This is a genomic window from Pseudomonas sp. GNP012, from assembly GCF_054343835.1.
Genome location: NZ_JBTGUU010000001.1, coordinates 1485630 through 1509308, shown reverse-complemented (window position 1 = coordinate 1509308; position 23679 = coordinate 1485630). Strand labels below are relative to the sequence as shown.

Here is a 23679-nt window from a genome sequence, read left to right as displayed (position 1 = left end):
TGCCGGGTTTCGTTTTTTCGGCACGGGTCAGACAGTCAGCGGTTTCTCCCCCACCTCACCCGAAGCGTCCAGCGCGGCGGCGTCTCGCTCGGCCTCATCCTCACTCATCAACTCGCCCTCCCATTTCGCCACCACTGCCGTGGCGATGGAATTGCCCACCGCGTTAGTGGCCGAGCGGCCCATATCGAGGAAGGTGTCGATCCCCAGAATCAGCAGCAAACCGGCTTCAGGAATATCGAACTGGGTCAGCGTCGCGGCGATGACCACCAGCGAAGCGCGCGGCACGCCGGCCATGCCTTTGGAGGTCAGCATCAACGTCAACAACATAGTGATCTGCGTGCCGATCGACATCTCGACGCCATAGGCCTGAGCGATGAACAGCACGGCAAACGTGCAGTACATCATCGAGCCGTCGAGGTTGAAGGAATACCCCATGGGCATGACGAAACTGGAGATCCTGCGCCTGACTCCGAAACGGTCCAGTGCGTGAAGAATCTTCGGGTAAGCCGACTCGGAGCTGGCTGTGGCGAAAGAAAGAAGGAAAGCCTCCCTGATCAGCACCACCAGCTTGAATACACGCCGCCCCAGGAACATCCAGCCGGCAAAAATCAACATCGCCCAGAGTACGATCAGGCCGAAATAGAAGTCTCGCATGAAGACGGCGAACTTGACCAGAATGGAGAGTCCGTTAATGGCCACGGTCGCGGCCATGGCTGCCATCACAGCCAGCGGCGCGAGTTTCATCACATAACCGGTGACTTTCAGCATCGCCTGGGACAGCTCCTCGATGACATTGATCAGCCCCTCGGCTTTCTTACCCAGGGAAGCTAATGCCACGCCGAAAAAAAGCGAGAACACCACGATCTGCAAAATCTCGTTAGTGGCCATGGCCTCCGCGAAAGACTTGGGCACCAGATGCGTCATAAAGTCCTTGAGGGTGAACACAGACGTTTGCAGATTGGTGGCGCTAGTGACGTCTGGTAACGGCAACCCCAGGTTGTGCCCTGGCTGCAGGATGTTGGCCATGACCAACCCCACCGACAATGATATCAATGAAGCGGTGACGAACCAGCCCAGCGCTTTGCCAAATACACGACCGACAGCGGATGCATCCCCCATGTGTGCGATGCCCACCACCAATGTCGAAAACACCAAAGGACCTATGAGCATCTTGATCAGGCGTAGAAAAATGTCAGAGATGATCGAGATGTACCCGGCGATCCGGGTCGCCGCCGCTTTGTCTGGAAAGTTCAGGAAAATCATGTAGCCGATAGCGATCCCCAGCAGCATGGCGATCAGAATGCCTGCCGCGGCCGGTAGCCTGTTTTTCATAACGCACCTGTTGTCGTATTTTCTGGAAAGTAGCTTGGGCAAACGCCCGCGTAATCACGCGATAACGTTGAAAAGCGCAAGGACAGCCACGGTGCTACGGAATGAAAAAGGCAAGTGCAAAGTGCCTGTAATGGCAGGCCGAGGATGGATGCGGGTGGAACAGGTCATGGACAGCGGACAGGACGGGGCAAGCCAACTGCAGGAGGCTGTCATACATAGGTGCAATCCTCGGATCTTATAGTTGTGGTTGCGTCGGTTACTTGCTGTACCGACGTGTCCCGAAAACTACGCTAGTCATGCTCCCCCAATAAGAGCCGATCACGCTCTACCAGATATGCCCAAATGCTATGACAGCGCGCTCAAGCCCGGCGCTTTCGTGAACGACGACTTGTCGGTTTCCCGCTGCCCATATTTTGTGGTTATCGCCGCTCACCACTGCGCCACGCATTCACCATCCAGCTATATAAAACGGGCATATCTCAAAGACAAAAACGGTAGTCGTCGTTCTCCTTCAGCGCTCCCAGAATGTGTGAAAACACAAAAGCAGCACTGCTTGGGAGATGGGCATGTCAACAGAAGCTGAACAAACCGCGGGACAGGATTGGCAGGAGGACGTATTCCGCGTGCTCAAGGCCCACGACGTCAAACACGTGGTCTTCGTACCGGATGCAGGTCACTCGGCGGCCATCCGCATGTCGTATGCCGACCCGGACATCAAGGCCGTAGTCCTCACCACCGAAGAAGAAGGCATCGGCTACCTCGCCGGCGCCTGGCTCGGCGGTGAGCGTGGCGCCCTCCTGATGCAATCCAGTGGTGTCGGCAACTGCATCAACACCCTGGCACTTCAGGTGTGTGCCGGTTTCCCGCTGTTGATGGTGGTCACCATGCGCGGCGACTGGGCCGAATTCAACGCGTGGCAGAACCCGATGGGCCAGGCCACCGAAGCTTCTTTGAACCTGATGAAGGTCATGACCTGGCGTGCGGACGTGCCTACAGATGTCGCCCCGCTGCTGCACGGTGCCGCGACCATGGCGTTCAACGGTGATTGCGCCACTGCCTTGCTGCTCGGCCAGCGCCTGATTGGAGAAAAGAAATGGGTCAAGTAAGCGCAAACCACACCCTGTGTCGCCGCGAAGTGGTCAAGGCCTTGCTGGCCGACCGCAAAGACGTGCTGGTCGTGACCGGCCTGGGCTCGGCGTCCTATGACGTCATGGCGGCCGGTGACAACGATCTGAATTACTACCTCTGGGCCGCCATGGGCAGCGCCATCACGGTCGGGCTGGGCCTGGCCAACGCTCAGCCGGACAAGTCTGTGGTGGTGGTCACCGGTGACGGTGAGTTGCTCATGGGCTTCGGCGCACTGGCCACGGTCGCGCTGCAAAAACCCGCCAACCTGACCATCGCCGTACTCGATAACGGGCACTTTGGCGAAACCGGCATGCAAGTCAGCCACGCCGGTTTCGGAATTTCCCTGGACCAGGTGGCGAAGACCTGCGGCTTCAGCTGGACCGACGAAATTCGCGACATGGAAGGCGTACACAACCTGCGCGAACGCTTCGCTACCCGCGACGGCGTCAAGCTAGCAACGATCAAGATCAAAGCGCAAAACCCGCCACGTGTACTGCCGCCACGTGATGGTCACTACATCAAGAATCGCTTTCGTGCCGCGCTGGGTTTCAACCCGATCTGATTGCGCCCTACCCGGATCCGGTCACGCAGGGCCGATGCCATGCGTGACGCGTTGAGGAAAATAATAAAATGACCGACCGCAACTCTGAAGAACTCAATGCCATCCGCGAGGGCGTACGCGCCCTGTGCGCTGAATTCGATGCCGCTTACTGGCGCAAAGTCGACGAAGAAAAAGGCTTTCCGGAAACCTTCGTCAAGGCACTGACCGACGCCGGCTGGCTGGCCGCGATGATTCCTGTCGAATATGGCGGCTCCGGCCTCGGGCTGGCCGAGGCGTCGGTGATCCTCGAGGAAGTGAACCGCTGTGGCGGTAACTCCGGCACCGTTCACGGCCAGATGTACAACATGTTCACCCTGCTGCGTCATGGCAGCGATGCACAGAAAAGCTACTATCTGCCGAAACTGGCCAGCGGTGAACTGCGTCTGCAATCGATGGGGGTGACCGAGCCCACCACCGGTACCGACACCACCAGGATCAAGACCACCGCGATCAAACGCGGCGACAAGTACGTGATCAACGGGCAGAAGGTGTGGATCTCGCGAATCCAGCATTCCGACCTGATGATCCTGCTGGCACGTACTACGCCCTTGGCCGAAGTGAAGAAGAAGTCTGAAGGCATGTCGATCTTCCTCGTGGATCTGCGTGAAGCCATCGGCAATGGCATGACCGTGCAGCCGATCGCCAACATGGTCAACCACGAGACCAACGAGTTGTTCTTCGACAACCTGGAAATCCCTGCGGACAGCCTGATTGGCGAGGAAGGCAAAGGCTTCCGCTACATCCTCGACGGGCTAAATGCCGAACGCACCCTGATCGCTGCCGAATGCATTGGCGACGGTCGCTGGTTTATCGAAAAGGCCAGCGCCTACGCCCGTGATCGTGTGGTGTTCGGGCGCCCGATCGGGCAGAACCAGGGCGTGCAGTTCCCCATCGCCGAAGCCTATATCGAAATCGAAGCGGCTGACCTGATGCGCTGGCGTGCCTGCGAAGAATACGACAGCGGCCTCAACGCCGGGGCCAGCGCCAACATGGCCAAGTACCTGGCAGCGAAAGCGTCCTGGGAAGCGGCTAACGCCTGCTTGCAGACCCACGGCGGATTCGGCTTTGCCTGCGAATACGACGTCGAGCGCAAATTCCGCGAAACCCGTCTGTATCAGGTCGCGCCAATCTCCACCAACCTGATCCTGTCCTACGTGGCGGAACACCTGCTCGAGCTGCCGCGCTCTTTCTAATAACAAGAGAGATACCCTCATGAGCCAGCCCAAAGGCCTCCGTCCGCTCGATGGCATGACCGTCGTCAGCCTTGAGCACGCTATTGCTGCGCCCTTCTGTACCCGACAACTGGCCGATCTCGGCGCCCGGGTGATCAAGGTCGAACGTCCAGGCACGGGCGATTTCGCCCGGGGCTACGATCAACGCGTCAACGGTCTGGCCTCGCACTTTGTCTGGACCAATCGTTCGAAAGAAAGCCTGACCCTGGACCTGAAGCAAGGTTCGGCCACTGAGGTGCTGGACCGTTTGCTGGCCACCACCGATGTGCTGGTGCAGAACCTGGCACCCGGTGCCGCTGCGCGAATGGGACTGTCATTTGAGGTGTTGCACCAGCGATTTCCGCGCCTGATCGTCTGCGACATTTCAGGCTATGGCGCCGGTGGCCCCTATGAGAAGAAGAAAGCCTACGACCTGCTGATCCAGAGTGAAGGCGGATTCCTGTCGGTCACCGGCGGCCCCAGCGATGAAGAAATGGCCAAGGCTGGTTGCTCGATCGCCGACATCGCGGCCGGCATGTACGCCTACACCGGGATTCTGTCTGCCCTGCTGTTGCGCGAACGTACCGGCGAAGGCAGTCACCTTGATGTGTCGATGCTGGAAAGCCTGGTCGAGTGGATGAACTACCCGATGTACTACGCCTACAACGGCGCACCGCCGCCGCCTCGCGCTGGTGCCGCGCACGCCACCATTTATCCCTATGGCCCCTTCCCCATTGGTGACGGCACCACCGTGATGCTGGGCTTACAGAACGAGCGTGAATGGCAGCTGTTTTGCGAGAAGGTTCTGCTTGCGCCTGAACTGGCAAAAGACCCGCGTTTCTCGGCCAACTTCAAACGTGTTGAGAACCGCAATGCGCTACGGGAACTGATCATTGAGTCGTTCTCCACACTCAACTTCGATGCGGTGATTGATCGCCTGGACCATGCGCAAATCGCTAACGCTCGAGTGAACGATATGCAAGGTGTCTGGGACCATCCGCAACTTCAGGCCCGTGACCGTTGGCGAGCAGTCGAAACCTCTGCCGGCCCCATTCCAAGCTTGATCCCGCCCGGTAGCAACAGTGCGTTCGAGCCTCGTATGGATGCCGTGCCGGGCCTTGGCCAGCACACCGAACAGGTGCTCAAGGAACTGGGGCTAGGGACGGAGCGCATTGAAGAGATGCGTGCCGCCGGGGCCATCTGACTGCAACGAACAACTATTTCCGAGTGAACACTGCCCCATGAAGATCCTGGTAGCTGTGAAACGCGTGGTCGATTACAACGTGAAAGTTCGCGTCAAGGCGGACCATTCCGGCGTCGATCTTGCCAACGTCAAGATGTCGATGAACCCGTTCTGCGAGATCGCCGTGGAAGAAGCCGTACGCCTGAAGGAGAAGGATATAGCGAACGAAATCGTCGTGGTTTCGATTGGCCCGTCCACCGCTCAAGAGCAACTGCGCACCGCGCTGGCTCTGGGTGCCGACCGCGCCATCCTCGTCGAGTCCGCCGAAGACCTGACTTCCCTGGCCGTTGCCAAACTGTTGAAGGCCGTTGTCGACAAGGAACAGCCTCAGCTGGTGATCCTTGGCAAACAAGCCATCGACAGCGACAACAACCAGACTGGTCAGATGCTCGCTGCCTTGAGCGGCTATGGTCAGGGCACCTTCGCTTCGAAAGTCGAAATCAGCGGTGACAGCGTGGCTGTGACTCGCGAAATCGACGGCGGCGCGCAGACCGTTTCCCTGAAACTGCCAGCCATCGTTACCACCGACCTGCGTTTGAACGAGCCGCGCTACGCGTCTCTGCCAAACATCATGAAAGCCAAGAAGAAGCCTCTCGAAGTAGTGACTGCGGACGCTTTGGGCGTTTCCACCGCCTCCACCAACAAGACCGTGAAAGTCGAAGCGCCAGCTGCACGCAGCGCGGGTATCAAGGTCAAGTCGGTGGCTGAACTGGTCGAGAAACTGAAAAACGAAGCGAAGGTGCTTTGAGTTAAGGAGTCGGATCATGACTATCTTGGTAATCGCCGAACACGACAACAAAGTGCTGGCTCCGGCCACGCTGAACACTGTGGCTGCCGCCGCCAAAATCGGTGGTGACATCCACGTTCTGGTTGCAGGCCAGGGCTCTGGCGCCGTGGCGGAAGCCGCTGCGAAAGTCGCTGGCGTGGCGAAAGTGCTGGTGGCCGATAACGCTGCCTACGCTCACCAGCTGCCGGAAAACGTTGCTCCACTGGTCGCTGCTCTCGTTCAAGAAGCGGGCGGCAAGGGCTACAGCCACATCCTGGCTGCCGCCACTTCCAACGGCAAAAACATCCTGCCGCGCGTTGCCGCTGCCCTGGACGTTGACCAGATCTCCGAGATCATCTCGGTTGAAAGCGCTGACACCTTCAAGCGTCCGATCTACGCCGGTAACGCTATCGCTACCGTTCAGTCCAACGCTTCGGTGAAAGTCATCACCGTGCGTACCACCGGTTTCGACCCGGTTGCCGCCACCGGTGGTTCGGCTGCTGTTGAGGCCGTAGGCGCTGCCCACGACGCTGGCATCTCCAGCTTCGTCGGCGAAGAACTGGCCAAGTCCGATCGTCCGGAACTGACTGCTGCCAAGATCGTCGTTTCCGGCGGCCGTGGCATGCAGAACGGCGACAACTTCAAACACCTGTACGCCCTGGCCGACAAGCTGGGCGCTGCTGTGGGTGCTTCGCGCGCCGCGGTCGACGCAGGTTTTGTTCCGAACGACATGCAGGTCGGTCAGACCGGCAAGATCGTTGCGCCACAGCTGTACATCGCCGTCGGTATCTCCGGCGCAATCCAGCACCTGGCCGGCATGAAAGACTCCAAAGTGATCGTTGCGATCAACAAGGACGAAGAAGCGCCGATCTTCCAGGTGGCCGATTACGGCCTGGTGGCGGATTTGTTTGAAGCGATTCCGGAAATGGCCGCCCTGGCCTGATTATCGACCGACGGGAGCGATAAATATGAGCAGTTCCGATTTTTCCGCCTGGATTGGACGTCGTCAGGAAAGCCAGGACCGGATCAGTTTTACATTGGTCAAACGTATTGCCGCAACATTGGGCGAGCCGGCACCCCGGTCGGGTGAATCGCTGCCGCCTTTGTGGCACTGGGCGTTTTTTCAGGAACCGGTTACCGCCGATGAACTGGGTCCGGACGGTCATCCGGCGCTTGGTGGATTCCTGCCGCCCGCCCACAATCGCAACCGCATGTGGGCGGGCAGTCGACTCGAGTTTTACCAGCCGTTGACGGTGGAGGCTGACGTGACCTGCGTGTCAACCATTCTCAACGTTGAAGAGAAGCACGGGCGCACGGGTTCCTTGTTGTTCGTCACGGTGCGCCATGAGTATTTTCAGGACGGCAAACGCGCCCTGCAGGATGAGCAGGACATCGTCTATCGCGAACCCACTCCACCCAAACTGAGCGGCACCGAAGCGATCCCGCAAGGCCAATGGCGGGACCTGGTCGTCCCCTCCCCAACCTTGCTGTTCCGTTACTCGGCCGTCACCTTCAATGGCCACCGGATTCACTACGACTGGCCATACGTCACGCAGACCGAGGGTTACCCTGGATTGGTGGTGCATGGTCCCCTGATCGCCACTCTGAATTTGCGCGCGTTTACCAAAGCGCACCCGAACGCTCGCTTGAAGCGCTTCACCTTCCGAGGCGTCCGCCCCTTGATTTCGCCTCAGCCCTTCGAAGTCGGCGGACGCCTGATCGATAGCGGCAAGGCACAGCTGTGGGCAGGCAATCAGGACGGTACGGCGCAGATCGGCGAAGTCGAGTTCAGCTTGGGAGAAACACCATGAATACCTCCATTGTTCGCACCGCGCTGTTTGTCCCGGCCACGCGCGCCGAGCGCATACCCAAAGCCATCGCTACCGGTGCGGACCGGGTCATTGTCGATCTGGAAGATGCCGTGCAGGAGAACCTCAAGGAACAAGCGAGGGATAACCTGGAGTGCTTCTTGAGTGACCATCCGCAAGCCCGGATTCTGGTACGAGTCAATGCTCCGGATCACTGGGCCCACGCGGCGGATCTAGAGATTTGTCGACGACACGCTGGCGTGATCGGCATTTTGCTGCCCAAAACGGAAAGCGCAGAGCACGTCCTCACGGCTGCCAATACTCAAAAGCCGATCTGGCCCATCATCGAAAGCGCCCAGGGCCTGGCCGAACTCCAGGCGATTGCCCAGGCCCAGGGCGTTGAGCGCTTGTCATTCGGAAGTCTTGACCTGGGCCTGGACCTGAATTTGACCACCGGTAGCCCTGCCGCCAAAGAGTTTCTGAGTCACGCTCGATACGCAGTACTGCTCGCGACTCGAGTGGCCGGTCTCGCTCCGGCGCTGGATGGTGTATTTCCGGCGATACAGGACACCGTCGGCCTGCACAGCGCCGTTCAGTTTGCCCGCGACATGGGATTTGGTGGCGCGTTATGTATCCATCCGAGCCAAGTGGCGATTATCCATCAAGCGCTGAAACCCGGCCTGGAGGAACTGCTCTGGGCACAACGCATCATGGACGCCGCCCGTTCGGGAGAAGGTGTGTTCGTACTCGATGGGCAAATGGTCGATGCGCCTGTCATAGGCCGTGCGCAGGCGATCCTGGCGCGCGCGACCTGACTCAACCGCAGCACGCTCCATGACCTCGGGATGAACTGAAGACTTCACCCGTAACGCGCCTACACTAAAAGGTACAGCGATTGAGAGGACATGGAGCTCCACGCATGCGCCCTAGCGCCCTTGTGATACTCCTCATCAGCTATGCCGTGCTGATGGTGGTTTTTTTCAAGCTCAATGCTCGAAACAATCGAGGCCGCAGAGAAGGTCTTTACGAGGCCTTTGAAACTGCAATGCGACAGCATGGGATCAAGTCTTTCGAGATCATCAAGGAAAGCATTCATATCGGTAACAACTTTCGGCCATCAGAACTGCACCGGATATTGTTGGACGATTCAGGGCACTACTTTCTTTACTCGCACGCCAGTAACGCGCAGCCAACTTTAATGCCGCTGACCGAAGAGCGAGCGTTACAAGCCGCACAGGGTGAGATGGGAATTCAGGCATAGACCATCGCAACCGCGGCCACCAGGGACCATGAAGAAGCGGGGGATGGTGGTTAAAACAACTCGTACCAAAACAGAATCATGCTCGTAGCCAAGCCGCTGGTAACGATCCCGACTCCAAACATGACGCCCAGAAGCAGAGTTTTTGCCCACATGGCTCGAATCTCCGGATACCGCATTCAATGAATGCTTCAGTATCAGCACCCGAGCAAAATCCAAGCCATTTGGCACAGGTAAAGCCCGGGCCCAGCGATTGCACTGAAAAAGGTCTATTCGGGTCGTGAAACATTCCCCAACAAGGGGTTCGCTTACCCTACATTTTGGGCTGAAACACCCAATGACTGGGGCTCGGTTTGATCTAGGCTTGAATGAGATCACGCGGAAGAAAAACACCATGTCCCTCTCTCTCAGAAATCCATTGGCCTTTGCTTTGGCGGTGTTCTTTTGCACAGCCGCGCGCGGTGAAGGAGCCACAGACACCTACCACCCACCGGCAATACTTCCCCTGGAATCCGAGACGGCGCCAAGACTCATTGCCGAACCGCCGCTTGCCGAGCCCCTTGCCCGCGGAGTCGTCATTATCCAATACCGCACAGAGCACGCGAGGATCATGCCGGTATTTGGTAAAGCGGCGGCTGATGTATCACCCCGCCTCGGGCACCTTCACGTGACCGTCGACGACTGGAAAGGTACATGGGCGCACACCAGCGAAGACCCGATAATCCTGGTCGGACTGCCCCCCGGCACTCACCAGGTTCTTCTTGAAGTGGCCGACCCGACTCACAAAGTCCTTACCAGTACGACAGTGCGTTTCATCGTTCCGGAAAAGAAACCGGCTGACGCCCCTCATTAGTCGCCACTTCGCTTCAGTTGTCTTTTTGCCGCAATCGAAGAAGTTTGCCTCCAATACTGGCTGTTCCCCAGTCAATAGCGGAGGTTTGCTTAATGGCCTACGCTCAGATACGGCAGTAAACCAGCTGGAGTCTCGGCGTGTTCAAACGCTGATCAAGACGTCCAGGGCAGAGAGGATCTTGGTCGGGAGCGACAAAGGATGAAACCGGAATATTCATGCATCAAATGGATCGCCATCGCTGCCGTTTCGGTGGCGCTTGTATCAGGCTGTGCCAGCAAAAACGACCCCGTGGCCCAGGCCGAGAAAGCCGATGCAGCCAAGGGCATCGCCGCGCCCAGCCTCACGGAAACGAAGGCCATCGCCGAGGAAGCCTTCATCTATGGACTGCCGATCGTAATGAACTATGCGGTGATGTATGAGTACGCCGTGGACAAAAGCGGCCCGCAGTTCAAGGCCCCCTTCAACCAGATCAAGAACGAACCCCGTGTCTTCACTTACCAGGATACGGCCATCGTCACGCCCAACAGCGATACCCCCTACTCCTTCCTCTGGCTGGATCTGCGCGCCGAGCCCATGGTGCTCACGGTACCTGCAGTAGAAAAGAAACGTTATTACTCGGTGCAACTGATCGACGGCAACACCTACAACTACGGCTACATCGGCAGCCGCACCACGGGGAACGGCCCGGGTAACTATATGGTGGTCGGGCCTGACTGGAAGGGCTCCATGCCACCCGGCATCAGCAAAGTCTTCTATTCGACAACGCCCTTCACGGTGGCCGGCTACCGAACCCAGCTCTTCAATCCCAAGGACATGCCGAATGTGATCAAGGTCCAGTCCGGCTACAAAGTCCAGCCGCTGTCGGCGTTTTTGAAGCAACCGGCGGCGCCTGCTTCGCCGGTTATCAATTTCCCTCCAAGCACCACCGCGGGGATCAAGGAGAACTTCTTCGAGTATCTTGACGCCGCACTCCAGTACGTACCGCCAACACCGGAAGACCGGGAAATTCGGGCTCGAATCGCGAAAATCGGCATTGGACCGGGCAAGAGCTTCAAGCTCCAGGACCTCTCGCTCGAGCACAAGGCCGCTGTCCTGCTGGGCATGAAGGAAGGTGACGAGAAGGTGGACAAGTGGTCGTCCGACGGACTCAAGAACGTCAATGGCTGGGGCATCGGTTCGTACTTTGGCGACCGCCATTTCTACAATGGCGACTGGTTGAAGCGCGCCGGCGCCGCCAAAGGTGGCATTTACGGCAACGATGCCGTGGAAGCCACTTACCCCATCACCCGCACAACCGCGACCGGCGAGCCACTGGATGGCAGCAAGCATAACTACACACTCACCTTCCCGGCGGGGCAACTACCTCCAGTGAACGCCTTCTGGTCGGTGACCCTGTACGACGGCAAGACACAGCTCCTTATCAAGAACCCGATCGACCGCTATCTACTGAACTCGCCCATGCTGCCTGGCATGAAAAAGAACGCCGACGGATCGCTGACCCTCTACATCCAACGGAACTCGCCCGGCAAGGCGCTGGAAAGCAATTGGCTGCCCGCCCCCGACGGCCCGATTTACCTGGTGATGCGCCTCTATTGGCCCAAGGAGGCACCGCCTTCAGTCCTGCCGGCTGGCGAAGGCACCTGGAAGCCAGCAGGCATCGTGGTATCGAAATAGAACACGCGCCAGATCGCGCAGCCCCCCGGCATTTGTCGGGGGGTTTACCGTTCCAGTACAAGCCTGTCTTCGCTGACAGGCAACAGGTGCGGTGCATTTATCCGGCCTTCCAATCTGCTCACGAACGCCAAGGCTTCGGCATAGCTGCGAAACGTGACGCACCACGCGTTCATCCAGACATTCCAGTCTTGCGGTGTCCGCGCTTTTTCGATTTTTATCAGCATCCTGCAATCCCTCCCTTTTTGCGGTTTAACTCAGTCTCTAACCTGGAAAAACCGAAATACGGCGTGTGAACTTTCGTCTGCGTGTCCCGGCTGAAGGCGTGGGGAAAACAGTACACAAGGTGAGGAGGAGCAGACTCTACAGATGCGGAATTTGCAGTATTAGAAGCTTGCGTCAAAGCGAACTGCAGGACCTGCCTTTGCTTACCTTCCTCGAGGCGCATTTAAAACGGCTGAAGGGGGGATTAGAAAATCAATAATCATCAAAAATATGTCTATGGGAGCCTTGGCGGGACTTGCAGGGACAAGCTGGGGGGGCAAGGCGATCACGCAATTGCTTATCGGAACACAGAGCGTGGTGTTTGATCGTATCGAGCTGGATGAGTGGGTGGACGCCTACAGCATGGTCAGAGGACTGGCTTTTTCCGTACAACGGCTATGCGATGCACCGAATGAATGATTCGGCCTGGAAGAAAGCGCGGGTGAGAGCAGCGAATCTCTGTCGGGAGGAAAACCTTCGCCCCGCTATGGCGAGCGACCTTGCTCAATTGCGGCGCAAGAGTGTATGAGGAGCCATACCAAAAGCCTTGCGAAAAGCATGACTGTAATGGGAAAAATCGGAGAATCCGAAATCCAGTGCAGCTTGAGAAATGCTGCGTACCTGACCGCGTTCTATAGCCTCACGACTGGCGATCAGACGCTCCTTCCAGATCTCCGCGACTGGCGTTTTCTGATAACGGGCGAACGCGCGCGTGACGGTTCGCGTGGACACATAATGCACTTGAGCGATGCGTTCGATCGACAGGTCCGGATCGGTCAGATGCTGGCGGATGTAGTTCATGATCCGACCATAAAGATCCAGCTCGTCATGAGTCGTCCTCAAGTCCTGGAGTTCCAGGCTAATCGCGAGCAGGTCAAGCAAGGTGTTGGAAAAACGGCTGGATAACCCCTCACCTTGAAAACTCGCAGGAATGCTCGCCGCTTGATGCAACATCTCGCGCAACGGAATCACCCCTGGACGGCGATCGTCCAGAACTACGGCGGTGCAACCTGCTACGCCTGGCAACCGTTGGCTGAGCAACTGTCGCGGAATGCGGACCAGGTGGTTCTCGGTACCACCCAGACTGAATCGGAACGTTTGGGATGCGTCATAAAGAAACAAACTATCCGCCGCCAGCGTTGCCTTGCGCCCTGCCTGCTCCAGTTCACCATAGCCTCGCCGGGTGAAACCCAGCCACAGATCCTCATCCGGACCGCTGCGCAAGTGCCGGGGGGCGCGCTCCCAATAATGCAGTGGCGAGGACAGCGTACAGATGTCCAGCGGCCCCATGCCGTGCACCTCCAGCACCCCGTCGAAATCGCTCTGCGCCAACGGTTTGCTGTCCGCCGCCAGGCAATGACGGCACACCACTTCCTTCCAGTAATCAAAGCGACGTGGAGCCGCAACGGCGAGAGTTGAATACTGATTGCTATGGCTCATGGCATTCACCTCACGGCGGCGACTGAACAATAAGGGCGACGGTAACGTTGATTCCCTGCTTAGCAAATAGCAGGCCACTCCCCCTTTCGGGTTGCCAACGTCATGTGCGCCTGAAATGCCAGACGCTCGCATGCTCGGGATAGAGGCTGCGTGAGCGAATCCCGCTAACGCTTCACAAGGATGACGCCTGCCCGTTATCAATACATGCATTCGCCGCCTGACGGAGTGCGCGCACCAATTCAGCGCATCGTATTCCTGTTTTCAGAGCCTGTCCTTTCTAGCCAAACGGTTGTCCGTACGAGCCAAGCGTACTGCGTCGTCCCCGCCTAACTTCTACCCCACACCGTGCCCCTCCAACCACAACTGATGAGGTGTCCCATGCATCTGCCAGAGCAGCAGCAGCGACAGTCCGATTCATCCTGGCTTTTGCAGATGCGCGACTTGGCACCTGAAGAGTTCGCCACCTACCTGTTAGAGCTGGGGACTCTGGCGCTGCGGCGTCGACTGGTTGCGCCAACCTCCAGGTACCCGCGCCCGTCGAAACGTTGAACAGATAACCGCATACCAACAATAAAACCAAAGGAGCCCACCATGGAATCTGCGATCGATAAGCACCTCAAATGCCCACGGACGTTGTCTCGTCGCGTCCCCGATGAATACCAACCCCCCTTCCCCATGTGGGTCGCACGCGCCGATGAGCGAGTGGAACAAGTGGTGATGGGGTATTGGGGTGTGCAATACCGCGGGGAGGACCAGCGTGAAGCAGCTCTGCACGCGATGCGCCACATTGCCGCCAGCCTGAGTTTACCCGATGGCCCTCTGAGCCATGACCTGACCCACCACACCGACAACAGCGGTTACGACAACCTGATGATCGTCGGTTACTGGAAAGACCCCGCCGCATATTGCCGTTGGCTGCGCACGCCTGAGGTAATCGAATGGTGGTCCTCGCAGGATCGCCTGAGCGACGGTCTCGGTTACTTTCGGGAAATTGTCGCGCCGAGGGCCGAGCAGTTCGAGACACTGTATGGCTTTCGCGATGAGTTGCCCGGCGTTGGCGCCGTAATGGACACCATCAGTGACGACATCGAAGAACACGGTTACTGGGGATCGATGCGTGACCGCTTCCCGATTTCCCAGACCGACTGGATGGCTCCTTCCGGTGAACTGACGGTCATCGCCGGCGACCCGGCCACAGGTGGGCGCGTGGTCGTGCAAGGCCACGACAATGTCGCGCTGATCCGCTCCGGCCAGGACTGGGCGGATGCCGGCGAAGAAGAACGATCGCTCTATCTCAACGAAATTCTGCCGACGCTGCAGGCGGGTATGGACTTCCTGCGTGACAATGGCAAGGACCTGGGTTGCTACAGCAATCGCTTCGTGAACTACATCGACCTGGACGGCAACTTTCTGAACCTGAGCTACAACATCGGTCACTGGCGCTCCCTGGAAAAACTCGAGCGCTGGGCCGAATCCCATCCGACCCATCTGCGGATCTTCGTGACCTTCTTTCGCGTGGCCACCAGCCTGTCGAAGCTACGGCTCTATCACGAAGTCTCGGTATCCGACGCCAAGGATCAAGTGTTCGAGTACATCAACTGCCACCCGCAGACCGGCATGTTGCGTGACGCGGTGATCCCTAAAACCTGACGTCTGGCGCTACCCGGCGTCCATGGGCGGTCTTGATCCGGATCCGCCCTGACACAGACCTCCCAAACATCTTTTGGCCCTCCATCTCTAGCGGATGGGGTTGGGGGCCCTTTTGTCAGGAAATCGATCATGAAGTTGAGTCACTCTTTACTCGTGCTGTGCATGCTGCCCTTTGTCAAAAGCCATGCCATCGAGGTAGCTCCCGGTGATTTCGAACCTTTGCCAGCCGGCGCCAACGCCTTGCTGCTCTACTACCAGCACGCCGACCGCTCGGATCTGTATCAGAACGGCCACAAGGTCTCCGACGACGCCAGGCTCAGTTCGGACATCGGCATCCTGCGGTATGTGCACGCCATCGGCTTGTCAGAAAACCTCTCATGGGAACCGCAGATTCTGTTGCCTTTCGGCCAATTGAACGCTTCTGGAGATATCGGCGCCTTGGGCGATACCCGAGGCATCGGCGACCCGATCATCACTGCGCCGCTGAAGTGGACGCTGCCCACAGCGAACAAGGACATCTTCGCTTTGGCACCCTACCTGTCCTTTCCGGTGGGGAGCTACGATAAAAACGATGCCCTGAACCTCGGTGAGAACCGCTGGCGCGCCACGCTACAGGCGGCGTACATCCACCATTTCTCACCGAAATGGGCGCTGGACACGGTGGCTGAAGCCTCATGGGTGTCGGCCAACAATAACTTCGGCTCGACCGGGGCGAAGCTGGAAGAAAACACCCGTTACGAGTACCAGACCGCCGTGCGCTACAACTGGACGCCGAGCACCACCTTCGCCGTTGGCGGCGGCTACATCACCGGCTCGGCGACCACCGTCAACGGGGTCGATCAGCACGACGGGGTCTCCACCTCCTATGGGCGTTTCACCGTCACGCACTTCATCGAGCCCACGCTGCAGATTCAGGCCCAGATCGGCACCGACATTGAGGTCGAACAAGGCTTCAAGGAAGGCGCACGCCTGAACCTGCGCGTCTTGAAAGTGTTCTGAGCGCGCCACGCTCGGCAGGTTGTCCTTTACAACCAAGTGGCTGTCCTTCTCAGCCAAGCAAATGTCGAGAGGGATGCCTAACTTGAACCCTGTTACCCACATCGATTGACGTCGCTCCAGGTACCCGACGCGAGGTGTTTGCGAACACCATCGAACGCTCCCGTCCGGGCTGAACCGTCGTCGATCACAGACAAAAAGAATAGGAAAATCATGGCCATTGTTCGCCCTACCCTCGACCAACTGCAGGACATCGCTGGCCGGCTGAATATGCAGCTGACCCACGAGCAGGCAGCGGAATACCTGGCACTTATGCAGCCAAGTTTCGATGCATATGACCTGGTCGACGAGTTGCCGGATTTCACCCCGCCGGTGCGCTACGACCGCAGTTCGGGCTACCGCCCGTCAAACTCGCAAAACCTGCTCAATGCCTGGTATTACAGGACTGAGGTGAATGGCGCCCGTGAGGGCAAACTTGCTGGCAAGACTGTTGCGCTCAAGGACAACATCTCCCTGGCTGGCGTCCCGATGATGAACGGCGCCGCCCCACTGGAAGGCTTCGTACCGAAATTCGACGCTACCGTGGTGACCCGTTTGCTGGACGACGGGGTCACCATTCTGGGCAAGGCGACCTGTGAACACTACTGCCTCTCCGGTGGCAGCCACACGTCTGATCCGGCGCCCGTACATAACCCGTATCGGTACGGTTTCGCTGCTGGCGGATCCTCCTCGGGCAGCGCTGCGTTAGTAGCAGCCGGCGTGGTGGACCTGGCAGTTGGCGGTGATCAGGGCGGCTCCATCCGCATCCCTTCAGCGTTCTGCGGCACCTATGGTATGAAGCCGACTCACGGTTTGGTGCCTTACACCGGCATCATGGCGATCGAAGCCACCATCGACCATGCCGGTCCCATCACCCGCAACGTGCGTGACAACGCACTGATGCTGGAAGTCATGGCCGGTGCCGACGGACTCGACCCTCGCCAGGCCGCTCCTCAGGTCGACGCCTACTGCGATTATCTGGAGCGAGGTGTGAGCGGGCTGCGGATCGGCATCCTGCAGGAAGGCTTCCAGTTGGCCAATCAGGATCCACGTGTTGCCGACAAGGTGCGCAGCGCCATCGCCCGGCTTGAGATCTTGGGCGCTCGCGTCGAGGAAGTCTCCGTCCCCGAGCACAACCTGGCGGGTTCGCTGTGGCACCCCATCGGCTGCGAAGGCCTGACCATGCAGATGATGCATGGCAATGGCGCAGGCTTTAACTGGAAAGGTCTCTATGACGTCGGCCTGCTGGATAAACAGGCCGGCTGGCGCGAACAAGCGGACGCATTGTCCGCGTCGCTCAAGCTGTGCATGTTCGTCGGCCAATACGGCCTGGAACATTACAACGGTCGCTTCTACGCCAAGGCTCAGAACATCGCACGCTTCGCCCGGGCCGGTTACGACAAGGCACTGGAAACCTATGACCTTCTGGTCATGCCGACCGTGCCGATCATTGCCCAGCCTCACCCCGAACCCGATTGTTCGATCACCGAGTACGTGGCCCGTGCGCTGGAAATGATCGGCAACACCGCGCCGCAAGACATTACCGGCCATCCGGCCATGTCAATCCCGTGTGGTCTGGTGGACGACCTGCCCGTGGGGCTGATGTTCGTTGGCAAGCACTATGCCGAAGGCACGATTTACCAGGCGGCGGCAGCGTTCGAGGCCACTGTCGACTGGAAGACGTTGTAAGCCCACCTCACCCGACCCTCCGGACATCAATAAAAAACCGGGGGTTTTTCTTCACTTTTTTGACCGTGCTAAACCGATGAGGAGTTACACCATGAGCGCCACTGTATCCCCAGCATCCACTTCGACGCCCAGCGAGCGGGCCTGGGCCTTGTTCAAGGTCATGAAAGACAAAGAGCTGATTCCAGAGGGCTATATCGAACAGCTAACCGAATTGATGGTGCACCAATGGAGTCCGGAAAACGGCGCCCGTGTAGTCGCCAAGGCGTGGGTCGATCCGCAGTTCCGGGAGCTGTTGCTCAAAGACGGCACCGCAGCGTGTGCGCAGTTCGGTTTCACCGGTCCGCAAGGCGAATACATCGTCGCCCTGGAGGATTTGCCCCAGCTGAAAAATGTCATCGTCTGCAGCCTGTGCTCCTGCACCAACTGGCCGGTCCTGGGGTTGCCGCCGGAGTGGTACAAGGGTTTTGAGTTCCGGGCACGCCTGGTTCGTGAAGGACGCACCGTGCTGCGTGAGATGGGCACAGAGTTACCAAGCGATGTGGTCGTCAAAGTCTGGGATACCAGCGCAGAAAGCCGCTACCTGGTCCTGCCCTTAAGGCCCGAAGGCTCCGAGCACATGAGTGAAGAAGAGCTTCAGAAACTGGTGACCAAGGATGTGCTGATCGGGGTTGCCCTGCCCCGCGTACGTTGACCCAAAAGACTCTTCATCTACTAATTCTCGGAGGTTTTCATTATGGATGGCTTTCACGATCTCGGCGGTTTTCAAGGCTTTGGCAAGGTTCCCCATGTCATCAATAGCCAGGATTACAAGCAAGTATTCAAACAGGAATGGGAGCACCTGGCTTATAGCCTGATGTTTATCGGCGCCGACCAGTTGAAAAAATTCAGCGTCGACGAAATCCGTCACGCCGTCGAACGACTTGATGTCCGCCAGCACGTTGGCACGCAATATTACGAACGCTACGTCATTGCCACGGCCACCTTGCTGGTCGAAACCGGCGTTATTACCCAGGACGAACTCGATCAGGCGCTGGGTTCACCCTTCAAATTGGCCAACCCTTCCCACGACAAGGGCCGCCACGCCATCACCGGCCGTCCGCCATTTGAAGTTGGCGACCGGGTAGTGGTTCGCGACGAATACGTGGCCGGCCACATACGCATGCCGGCCTATGTACGCGGCAAGGAAGGCATCGTCCGACACCGCACCTCGGAAAAATGGCCGTTCCCGGATGCCATCGGTCACGGCGATTTGAGCGCGGCGCATCAGCCGACCTATCACGTTGAATTCCAGGTAAAGGACCTGTGGGGTGATGCCGCGGACGATGGCTTCGTGGTCGTCGACCTGTTCGAAAGCTACCTGGACAAGGCCGTCGACGCGAAAACGGTGGCCGCATGATTGACGGGGCCCTATCGGGCCGGTTGCCGGTGACGGTCCTTTCGGGCTTCCTCGGCTCCGGCAAGACGACACTGCTCAACCACATCCTGCGCAACCGCGCAGGCATGCGGGTGGCGGTCATCGTCAACGACATGAGCGAAGTCAACATCGACGCCGAGGACGTGGCACGCAACGTGTCGCTGCACCGCGGCAGCGATGAACTGGTCGAGATGAGCAACGGCTGCATCTGCTGCACGCTACGCGCTGATCTGCTTGAGCAGATCAGCCTGCTGGCGCGTCAGCAGCGCTTCGATTACCTGCTGATCGAGTCCACCGGAATCTCCGAACCGATGCCGGTCGCCGAGACCTTCGCCTTCCTCGACTCGCAAGGTTTCAGTCTGAGCGAACTGGCGCGGCTCGACACCTTGGTCACCGTTGTCGATGGCAGCAACTTCCAGGCGCTGCTGACCTCCCGGGACACGGTCGGCGACGAGGACGAAACGGGCACGCCATTACGCCACTTGTCCGACCTGCTGATCGAACAGGTGGAGTACGCCAACATCATCCTCGTCAGCCGGCTGGACCTGATAGGCGAGAAAGGCTTTCTGGAACTGAGCGCCGTTCTCGCGGGCCTCAATCCGCAGGCCGAAATTCTGCCCATGACCTACGGTGCCGTCGATCTGTCGAAGATCCTCGACACCGGTCGCTTCGATTTGCCGAGTCTGGTGCAGTCACCCGGCTGGATGAAAAGCCTGGAATCGAGTGACGATCATCCTCCCGAGTCGGACACCTATGGAATTGCTTCGTGGGTGTATCAGGAGCGTGCGCCATTCCATCCGCAACGTCTGCTGGAGTTCCTGCAGCGGCCGTGGCAAAACGGGCGGCTACTGCGTTGCAAAGGCTACTTCTGGGTTGCCAGTCGGCATCTGGACATTGGCATGCTGGTGCAAAGTGGTGGGCAATTTCGTTGGGACTATGTCGGGCGCTGGTGGACATTCATTGCGCAATCGCAATGGCCTCAGGATGACTATCGCCGCGAAGGGATAATGGCAAAATGGGACGAGATCACCGGGGATTGCCGACAGGAAATAGTCTTCATCGGCCAGGGTATCGACCTGGATATTTTGAAGCGGCAATTGGACGCCTGTCTGCTGACCCCGCAAGAGATCATGGAAGGTCCACACACGTGGCCAACCTTGCCAGGCGCAACATCCTTCGACCTCAAAACATTGTCACCCTGATCGCTCGGCAACCCGCCTATCAATGCACAACCATAGCGAGGCCGCACTAGCCTCGTTATGACCTGCAACCTCATCTTCACAGACTGAGATGCCCTGTATGTTGTTCTTCAGCACAACGAACCGTCGGACACTGGCCACAATCGCCGACAGGCTGGATCGACCCGAGATCGCTGAAGTTCGGATCGTTCTTGTTCCAGCAGCTGAACTCGTACTTGGCCTGACAGACACCGGCGTTGCCCTCATCCCACCAAGACTTGGTCTTACCGTCATTCACAGGATTGCGAATGGTCCAGACCACTGCGATCTGACCTGCGAGCGATTCACCACGGCTTGCCCCAGAGTGTACGCGCGAGGATATCGCGAACTTTTTCAGTTTCGGTCATATGTTTCACCGGGCGTAAAAAAGCCCGCTCTTGGCAGGTCTGGGGCATACCTCAGCTACTTGTTTACTCAGCACAGATTTTTAGAAAAAAGAATCGCTCCAGGACGTACTTTTGAAGCTTGAAATCGATAGTTGGACATCCATCCCCCCGAGCTACCACCAGGGAATGGATGATACTGACCAGGGCAAAGTATGAGCACCGAACCTAAGCACGGATGGAAATGGGCTTACCAAAAACTGCGTGGGCTAAACTGTTCACGCGGGACAGCCTTCTACAGAGCAACGCTTTATTCCCTTCGGGGTGATACGGGGTCGTTTTACGTTGATCGCAGCTGGGAGAAGGTTCGCCTTCGACGCTGATTGCATCACTCGTTTTGGGACTGCTGATCGATATTTTCAACCACACCGCGCCAAAGGGGCTGTGCCCGGACATCCCGGCCGCCAGTACGATCAATCGCATCGAGAAGAAACAGCGCAAACGCCATACCGTCGAAGGTCTTCAAGCGATCAGGGAAAAGGCGCCAGCCTGGCTACAGAACGCGATTGGTTTTGTGCAGGCACAAAAAAGCCGATCTACTTGATCGGCTTAAGTGTCTGATTTTACTCAGGAATAATGGTCGGGACGGAGTGATTCGAACACTCGACCCCTAGCACCCCATGCAAGCTGACACCTCGGAAACCCGCCAAATACAAGGCTTCGCGCTTGGCGCTCGCTGCAACGATGCTCAACAGTGCGCAACCGTGTTTTACAAAGTCACTCGAAAAGTCACTGACCCTTTTCGCCCCCTCCCCGGCATCCAATGTGGGTACATAAGGCCGGGTATGGGGAGTCAGGAGATGAGAGATCATGCCCCGAGCCATCGAAACTCAAGCGGCTTGTTTATTGATCAAGGTTTTCTGCCAAACCGTCGAATATAGAGTCGCCACAGAAATGGCATAAATCACGGAGTAGACTATTGCGCCTCCAGCCGCTACAAGAAGAAGACCTACGACCGACACAAGCTGAATATTGATGTAAAGACTCATCAATGGCGAAACACCCTTCTCCTTGATCCGATACAGGGCAAGTCCGATTCCTGCCATGTAAACAGCGCTGAATAGCACCCAGATCCTAAATGTTTCGTACAAAATCTTGTCCGCGCCGCGGTAGTATTCAATCTGACTAGACCCAAAAAGCCAAAACACCAAAATTGAGATTGCGACCACCCCGCCGAGCCCAAATACAAAAAAGGTTCGGAAGAACCCCAGCTCTCCCGAACAGAGTTTGCTGTTCAAAAATGGCTTAGTGAAAAAGGCCAAGGCCAAAACCAAGAGATACGTCACTATCAATGCTCCTCCCAAATGATGCCATAACAATATCACGCATCTAGGATCACACTCTATGCCCTCATACAGAGGCTTCTGCGACTTCTAAGCAACATGCCCCCGGCGTCCTGCCGAACGTACCCTTCCCCCGTCCCTCACGATTGATGACTGCTACGCTGAAATCTCCACGGAGGATTCGCGATGCCAAACTCTGACCTGCTCCCTTCCCTGCTGTACAAAATCAACGAAAACCAGCTCGCCCTGGAAGCAGCCATCATGGAGCTCTCGAACTGGGTCGAGCAGCGCGGCTCGGCCGACGTCGCCGACAACGTGAGGGGCGCCCTGGAAGCCTTCGACAAGAATGAAGAGTTCGTCAAGATGACGCTCTCCCACAGGTAGCTTCAGCGCAATTCCAGAGCTGTTGAAACCTAAAGATTTATGACATCCCGCCGATCCTCTGGTGACTCCTAGCGCATTCAAGCACCAATTTGGTTGTTTGAAAGCGTCCTGAAATCATCGACTGGCCGCATGGAGAATTGCCAGCCGCACTCTCTCAAGGATGCCTCATGTTTCGATTGTTTTTATCGTCCTGCCTGCTGTCACTGTGTACTTTCGCTCAAGCAGATCAACCCGCCGCTCCTTTGAATATGGCCGCATCGCAAAAGATCGTGAACGCCTTCAAGGATTACTATGAAGATGACTTCAAGAGTGAAATGGCTAGGGTACCAACATCTGCATTCCCCACGCCTGAGCAATCGTATGTTTATGCAAAATACATGAATGAAGCGTTCGCGAAGGCAGGTTACAGCCTAGACAAAACCCTTTATATGTTTTTCAAAACCGGCGGAATAGCTGGTGGTACTGCTGGCGCTCCGAATGTCTTATTTATGCAAAAATTGAATCTTACACAATATGCCATTTCCCTCAAAAATGCCGGTACTGCTAATGCATTTATTAAGGCAGATGCTGTTTCTGAAAAAACACTATCGTATGCGAAGGATGTTGCGATCGAAATCCCAATCACTAATAGTGACTATGTGATTGACGCAAACCCTGGATATGTGATGCAGGGTCTAGAGCAATACAAGCGGGAGAACGGACGGTTCATAGGTTATATCAAGCCAGGTGTAGGCCCTTGGAAGGACTGGTTATATTTTGAGTCGGAAGATCGAAGGGGTGAACAATACGGAATTGGACTAGTACAAATCTCTGGCGTTGACGGAAAAGAACTGGAGATCTTTAAAGCTTTGAATGGGAAAAGAGTGAAAATGGAGGGTACTTATTTCATGGCTAAAGGGCAGCAACTAGGTGACAGTAATTCAAAGTCAATAATCTCAGACCCAAGGGTTTTTGATCTGAGCTATAAATTGGCATTCAAAGTTCTATAACAAATTTAGCCGAGCCCGCTTTCACCCCCCCCACAAATT

The 23679-nt window shown here is 57.3% G+C and carries 23 protein-coding genes and 3 pseudogenes; 21 read left to right on the top strand and 5 right to left on the bottom strand.

Annotation, left to right across the window (positions count from 1 at the left end):
* Positions 1-27: 27 nt before the first annotated feature.
* A complete protein-coding gene (locus tag ACXX83_RS06760) occupies positions 28-1332 on the bottom strand; it encodes a dicarboxylate/amino acid:cation symporter (protein ID WP_015095796.1) in 1305 nt (434 codons plus the stop codon).
* A gap of 566 nt (positions 1333-1898) precedes the next feature.
* Here ACXX83_RS06760 and ACXX83_RS06755 point away from each other — a divergent pair.
* From ACXX83_RS06755 to ACXX83_RS06705, 11 genes are all read left to right on the top strand, one after another.
* Complete coding sequence (locus ACXX83_RS06755; RefSeq protein WP_015095797.1) at positions 1899-2438, top strand: thiamine pyrophosphate-binding protein; 540 nt, start codon at positions 1899-1901, stop codon at positions 2436-2438.
* Positions 2426-3022: a thiamine pyrophosphate-dependent enzyme gene (locus ACXX83_RS06750; protein WP_126050607.1), complete on the top strand. Its 597-nt coding sequence runs from the start codon at positions 2426-2428 to the stop codon at positions 3020-3022. The genes ACXX83_RS06755 and ACXX83_RS06750 overlap by 13 nt, the downstream gene beginning before the upstream one ends.
* A gap of 68 nt (positions 3023-3090) precedes the next feature.
* A complete protein-coding gene (locus ACXX83_RS06745) occupies positions 3091-4254 on the top strand; it encodes an acyl-CoA dehydrogenase family protein (protein ID WP_458547920.1) in 1164 nt (387 codons plus the stop codon).
* A 19-nt stretch (positions 4255-4273) separates the two neighbouring features.
* On the top strand, positions 4274-5476 hold the full coding sequence (locus ACXX83_RS06740; protein WP_458547919.1) for a CaiB/BaiF CoA transferase family protein: 1203 nt from the start codon (positions 4274-4276) through the stop codon (positions 5474-5476).
* A 37-nt stretch (positions 5477-5513) separates the two neighbouring features.
* The gene (locus ACXX83_RS06735) at positions 5514-6263 is read left to right on the top strand and encodes an electron transfer flavoprotein subunit beta/FixA family protein (RefSeq protein ID WP_458547918.1); all 750 of its coding nucleotides are present in this window, start codon (positions 5514-5516) and stop codon (positions 6261-6263) included.
* A 16-nt stretch (positions 6264-6279) separates the two neighbouring features.
* Positions 6280-7224 (top strand): electron transfer flavoprotein subunit alpha/FixB family protein, encoded by a 945-nt coding sequence (locus tag ACXX83_RS06730; protein WP_458547916.1) that lies wholly within the window; start codon positions 6280-6282, stop codon positions 7222-7224.
* 25 nt (positions 7225-7249) lie between these two features.
* The gene (locus ACXX83_RS06725) at positions 7250-8092 is read left to right on the top strand and encodes an HTD2 family dehydratase (RefSeq protein WP_007975735.1); all 843 of its coding nucleotides are present in this window, start codon (positions 7250-7252) and stop codon (positions 8090-8092) included.
* On the top strand, positions 8089-8904 hold the full coding sequence (locus tag ACXX83_RS06720) for an HpcH/HpaI aldolase/citrate lyase family protein (RefSeq protein WP_458547915.1): 816 nt from the start codon (positions 8089-8091) through the stop codon (positions 8902-8904). Before ACXX83_RS06725 ends, ACXX83_RS06720 begins: the two co-directional genes overlap by 4 nt.
* Positions 8905-9008: 104 nt before the next feature.
* Positions 9009-9350, top strand: a complete 342-nt coding sequence (locus ACXX83_RS06715) for a hypothetical protein (RefSeq protein WP_102699313.1) — start codon at positions 9009-9011, stop codon at positions 9348-9350.
* Positions 9351-9741: 391 nt separating this feature from the next.
* Positions 9742-10200, top strand: coding sequence for a DUF6130 family protein (locus ACXX83_RS06710; protein ID WP_458550163.1), 459 nt, complete (start codon positions 9742-9744; stop codon positions 10198-10200).
* Between the two features lie 198 nt (positions 10201-10398).
* On the top strand, positions 10399-11874 hold the full coding sequence (locus tag ACXX83_RS06705; RefSeq protein WP_458547914.1) for a DUF1254 domain-containing protein: 1476 nt from the start codon (positions 10399-10401) through the stop codon (positions 11872-11874).
* 44 nt (positions 11875-11918) lie between these two features.
* Here the strand turns inward: ACXX83_RS06705 and ACXX83_RS06700 are convergent, their stop codons facing one another.
* Positions 11919-12098, bottom strand: a complete 180-nt coding sequence (locus ACXX83_RS06700; protein ID WP_217837828.1) for a hypothetical protein — start codon at positions 12096-12098, stop codon at positions 11919-11921.
* Between the two features lie 404 nt (positions 12099-12502).
* Here ACXX83_RS06700 and ACXX83_RS06695 point away from each other — a divergent pair.
* A pseudogene (locus tag ACXX83_RS06695) lies at positions 12503-12622 on the top strand (tyrosine-type recombinase/integrase); the annotation flags it as partial.
* A gap of 17 nt (positions 12623-12639) precedes the next feature.
* On the opposite strand, the gene ACXX83_RS06690 reads toward ACXX83_RS06695, so the two are convergent.
* Positions 12640-13575 (bottom strand): AraC-like ligand-binding domain-containing protein, encoded by a 936-nt coding sequence (locus ACXX83_RS06690; protein ID WP_015095807.1) that lies wholly within the window; start codon positions 13573-13575, stop codon positions 12640-12642.
* Between the two features lie 591 nt (positions 13576-14166).
* Here ACXX83_RS06690 and oxdA point away from each other — a divergent pair.
* The 6 genes from oxdA to ACXX83_RS06660 all read left to right on the top strand — a co-directional run bounded on the left by oxdA (position 14167) and on the right by ACXX83_RS06660 (position 20565).
* Entirely contained in the window at positions 14167-15225 is a 1059-nt protein-coding gene (oxdA, locus tag ACXX83_RS06685; protein ID WP_458547912.1) for an aliphatic aldoxime dehydratase, read from the top strand.
* A 129-nt stretch (positions 15226-15354) separates the two neighbouring features.
* Positions 15355-16224 carry a transporter gene (locus ACXX83_RS06680; RefSeq protein ID WP_458547910.1) on the top strand — a complete coding sequence of 290 codons (870 nt, stop codon included), beginning with the start codon at positions 15355-15357 and terminating at the stop codon, positions 16222-16224.
* 210 nt (positions 16225-16434) lie between these two features.
* Positions 16435-17949, top strand: coding sequence for an amidase (locus ACXX83_RS06675; protein ID WP_458547909.1), 1515 nt, complete (start codon positions 16435-16437; stop codon positions 17947-17949).
* Between the two features lie 91 nt (positions 17950-18040).
* Positions 18041-18640 carry a nitrile hydratase subunit alpha gene (gene nthA, locus ACXX83_RS06670; RefSeq protein WP_007975717.1) on the top strand — a complete coding sequence of 200 codons (600 nt, stop codon included), beginning with the start codon at positions 18041-18043 and terminating at the stop codon, positions 18638-18640.
* Between the two features lie 42 nt (positions 18641-18682).
* Positions 18683-19345: a nitrile hydratase subunit beta gene (gene nthB / locus ACXX83_RS06665; RefSeq protein ID WP_458547908.1), complete on the top strand. Its 663-nt coding sequence runs from the start codon at positions 18683-18685 to the stop codon at positions 19343-19345.
* Complete coding sequence (locus ACXX83_RS06660) at positions 19342-20565, top strand: GTP-binding protein (protein WP_458547906.1); 1224 nt, start codon at positions 19342-19344, stop codon at positions 20563-20565. Before nthB ends, ACXX83_RS06660 begins: the two co-directional genes overlap by 4 nt.
* 145 nt (positions 20566-20710) lie before the next feature.
* On the opposite strand, the pseudogene ACXX83_RS06655 reads toward ACXX83_RS06660, so the two are convergent.
* A pseudogene (locus ACXX83_RS06655) lies at positions 20711-20948 on the bottom strand (cell wall hydrolase); the annotation flags it as partial.
* Positions 20949-21327: 379 nt separating this feature from the next.
* Between ACXX83_RS06655 and ACXX83_RS06650 the strand changes: the two are divergent.
* Positions 21328-21525 (top strand): annotated as a pseudogene (locus ACXX83_RS06650) (integrase); the annotation flags it as partial.
* 289 nt (positions 21526-21814) lie between these two features.
* Here ACXX83_RS06650 and ACXX83_RS06645 read toward each other — a convergent pair.
* Entirely contained in the window at positions 21815-22270 is a 456-nt protein-coding gene (locus tag ACXX83_RS06645) for a hypothetical protein (protein ID WP_458547905.1), read from the bottom strand.
* 183 nt (positions 22271-22453) lie between these two features.
* On the opposite strand from ACXX83_RS06645, the gene ACXX83_RS06640 reads away from it, so the two are divergent.
* Both ACXX83_RS06640 and ACXX83_RS06635 read left to right on the top strand, forming a co-directional pair.
* Complete coding sequence (locus ACXX83_RS06640) at positions 22454-22651, top strand: hypothetical protein (protein WP_458547904.1); 198 nt, start codon at positions 22454-22456, stop codon at positions 22649-22651.
* Positions 22652-22818: 167 nt separating this feature from the next.
* On the top strand, positions 22819-23640 hold the full coding sequence (locus tag ACXX83_RS06635) for a hypothetical protein (protein ID WP_458547903.1): 822 nt from the start codon (positions 22819-22821) through the stop codon (positions 23638-23640).
* The last annotated feature ends 39 nt before the right edge of the window (positions 23641-23679 follow it).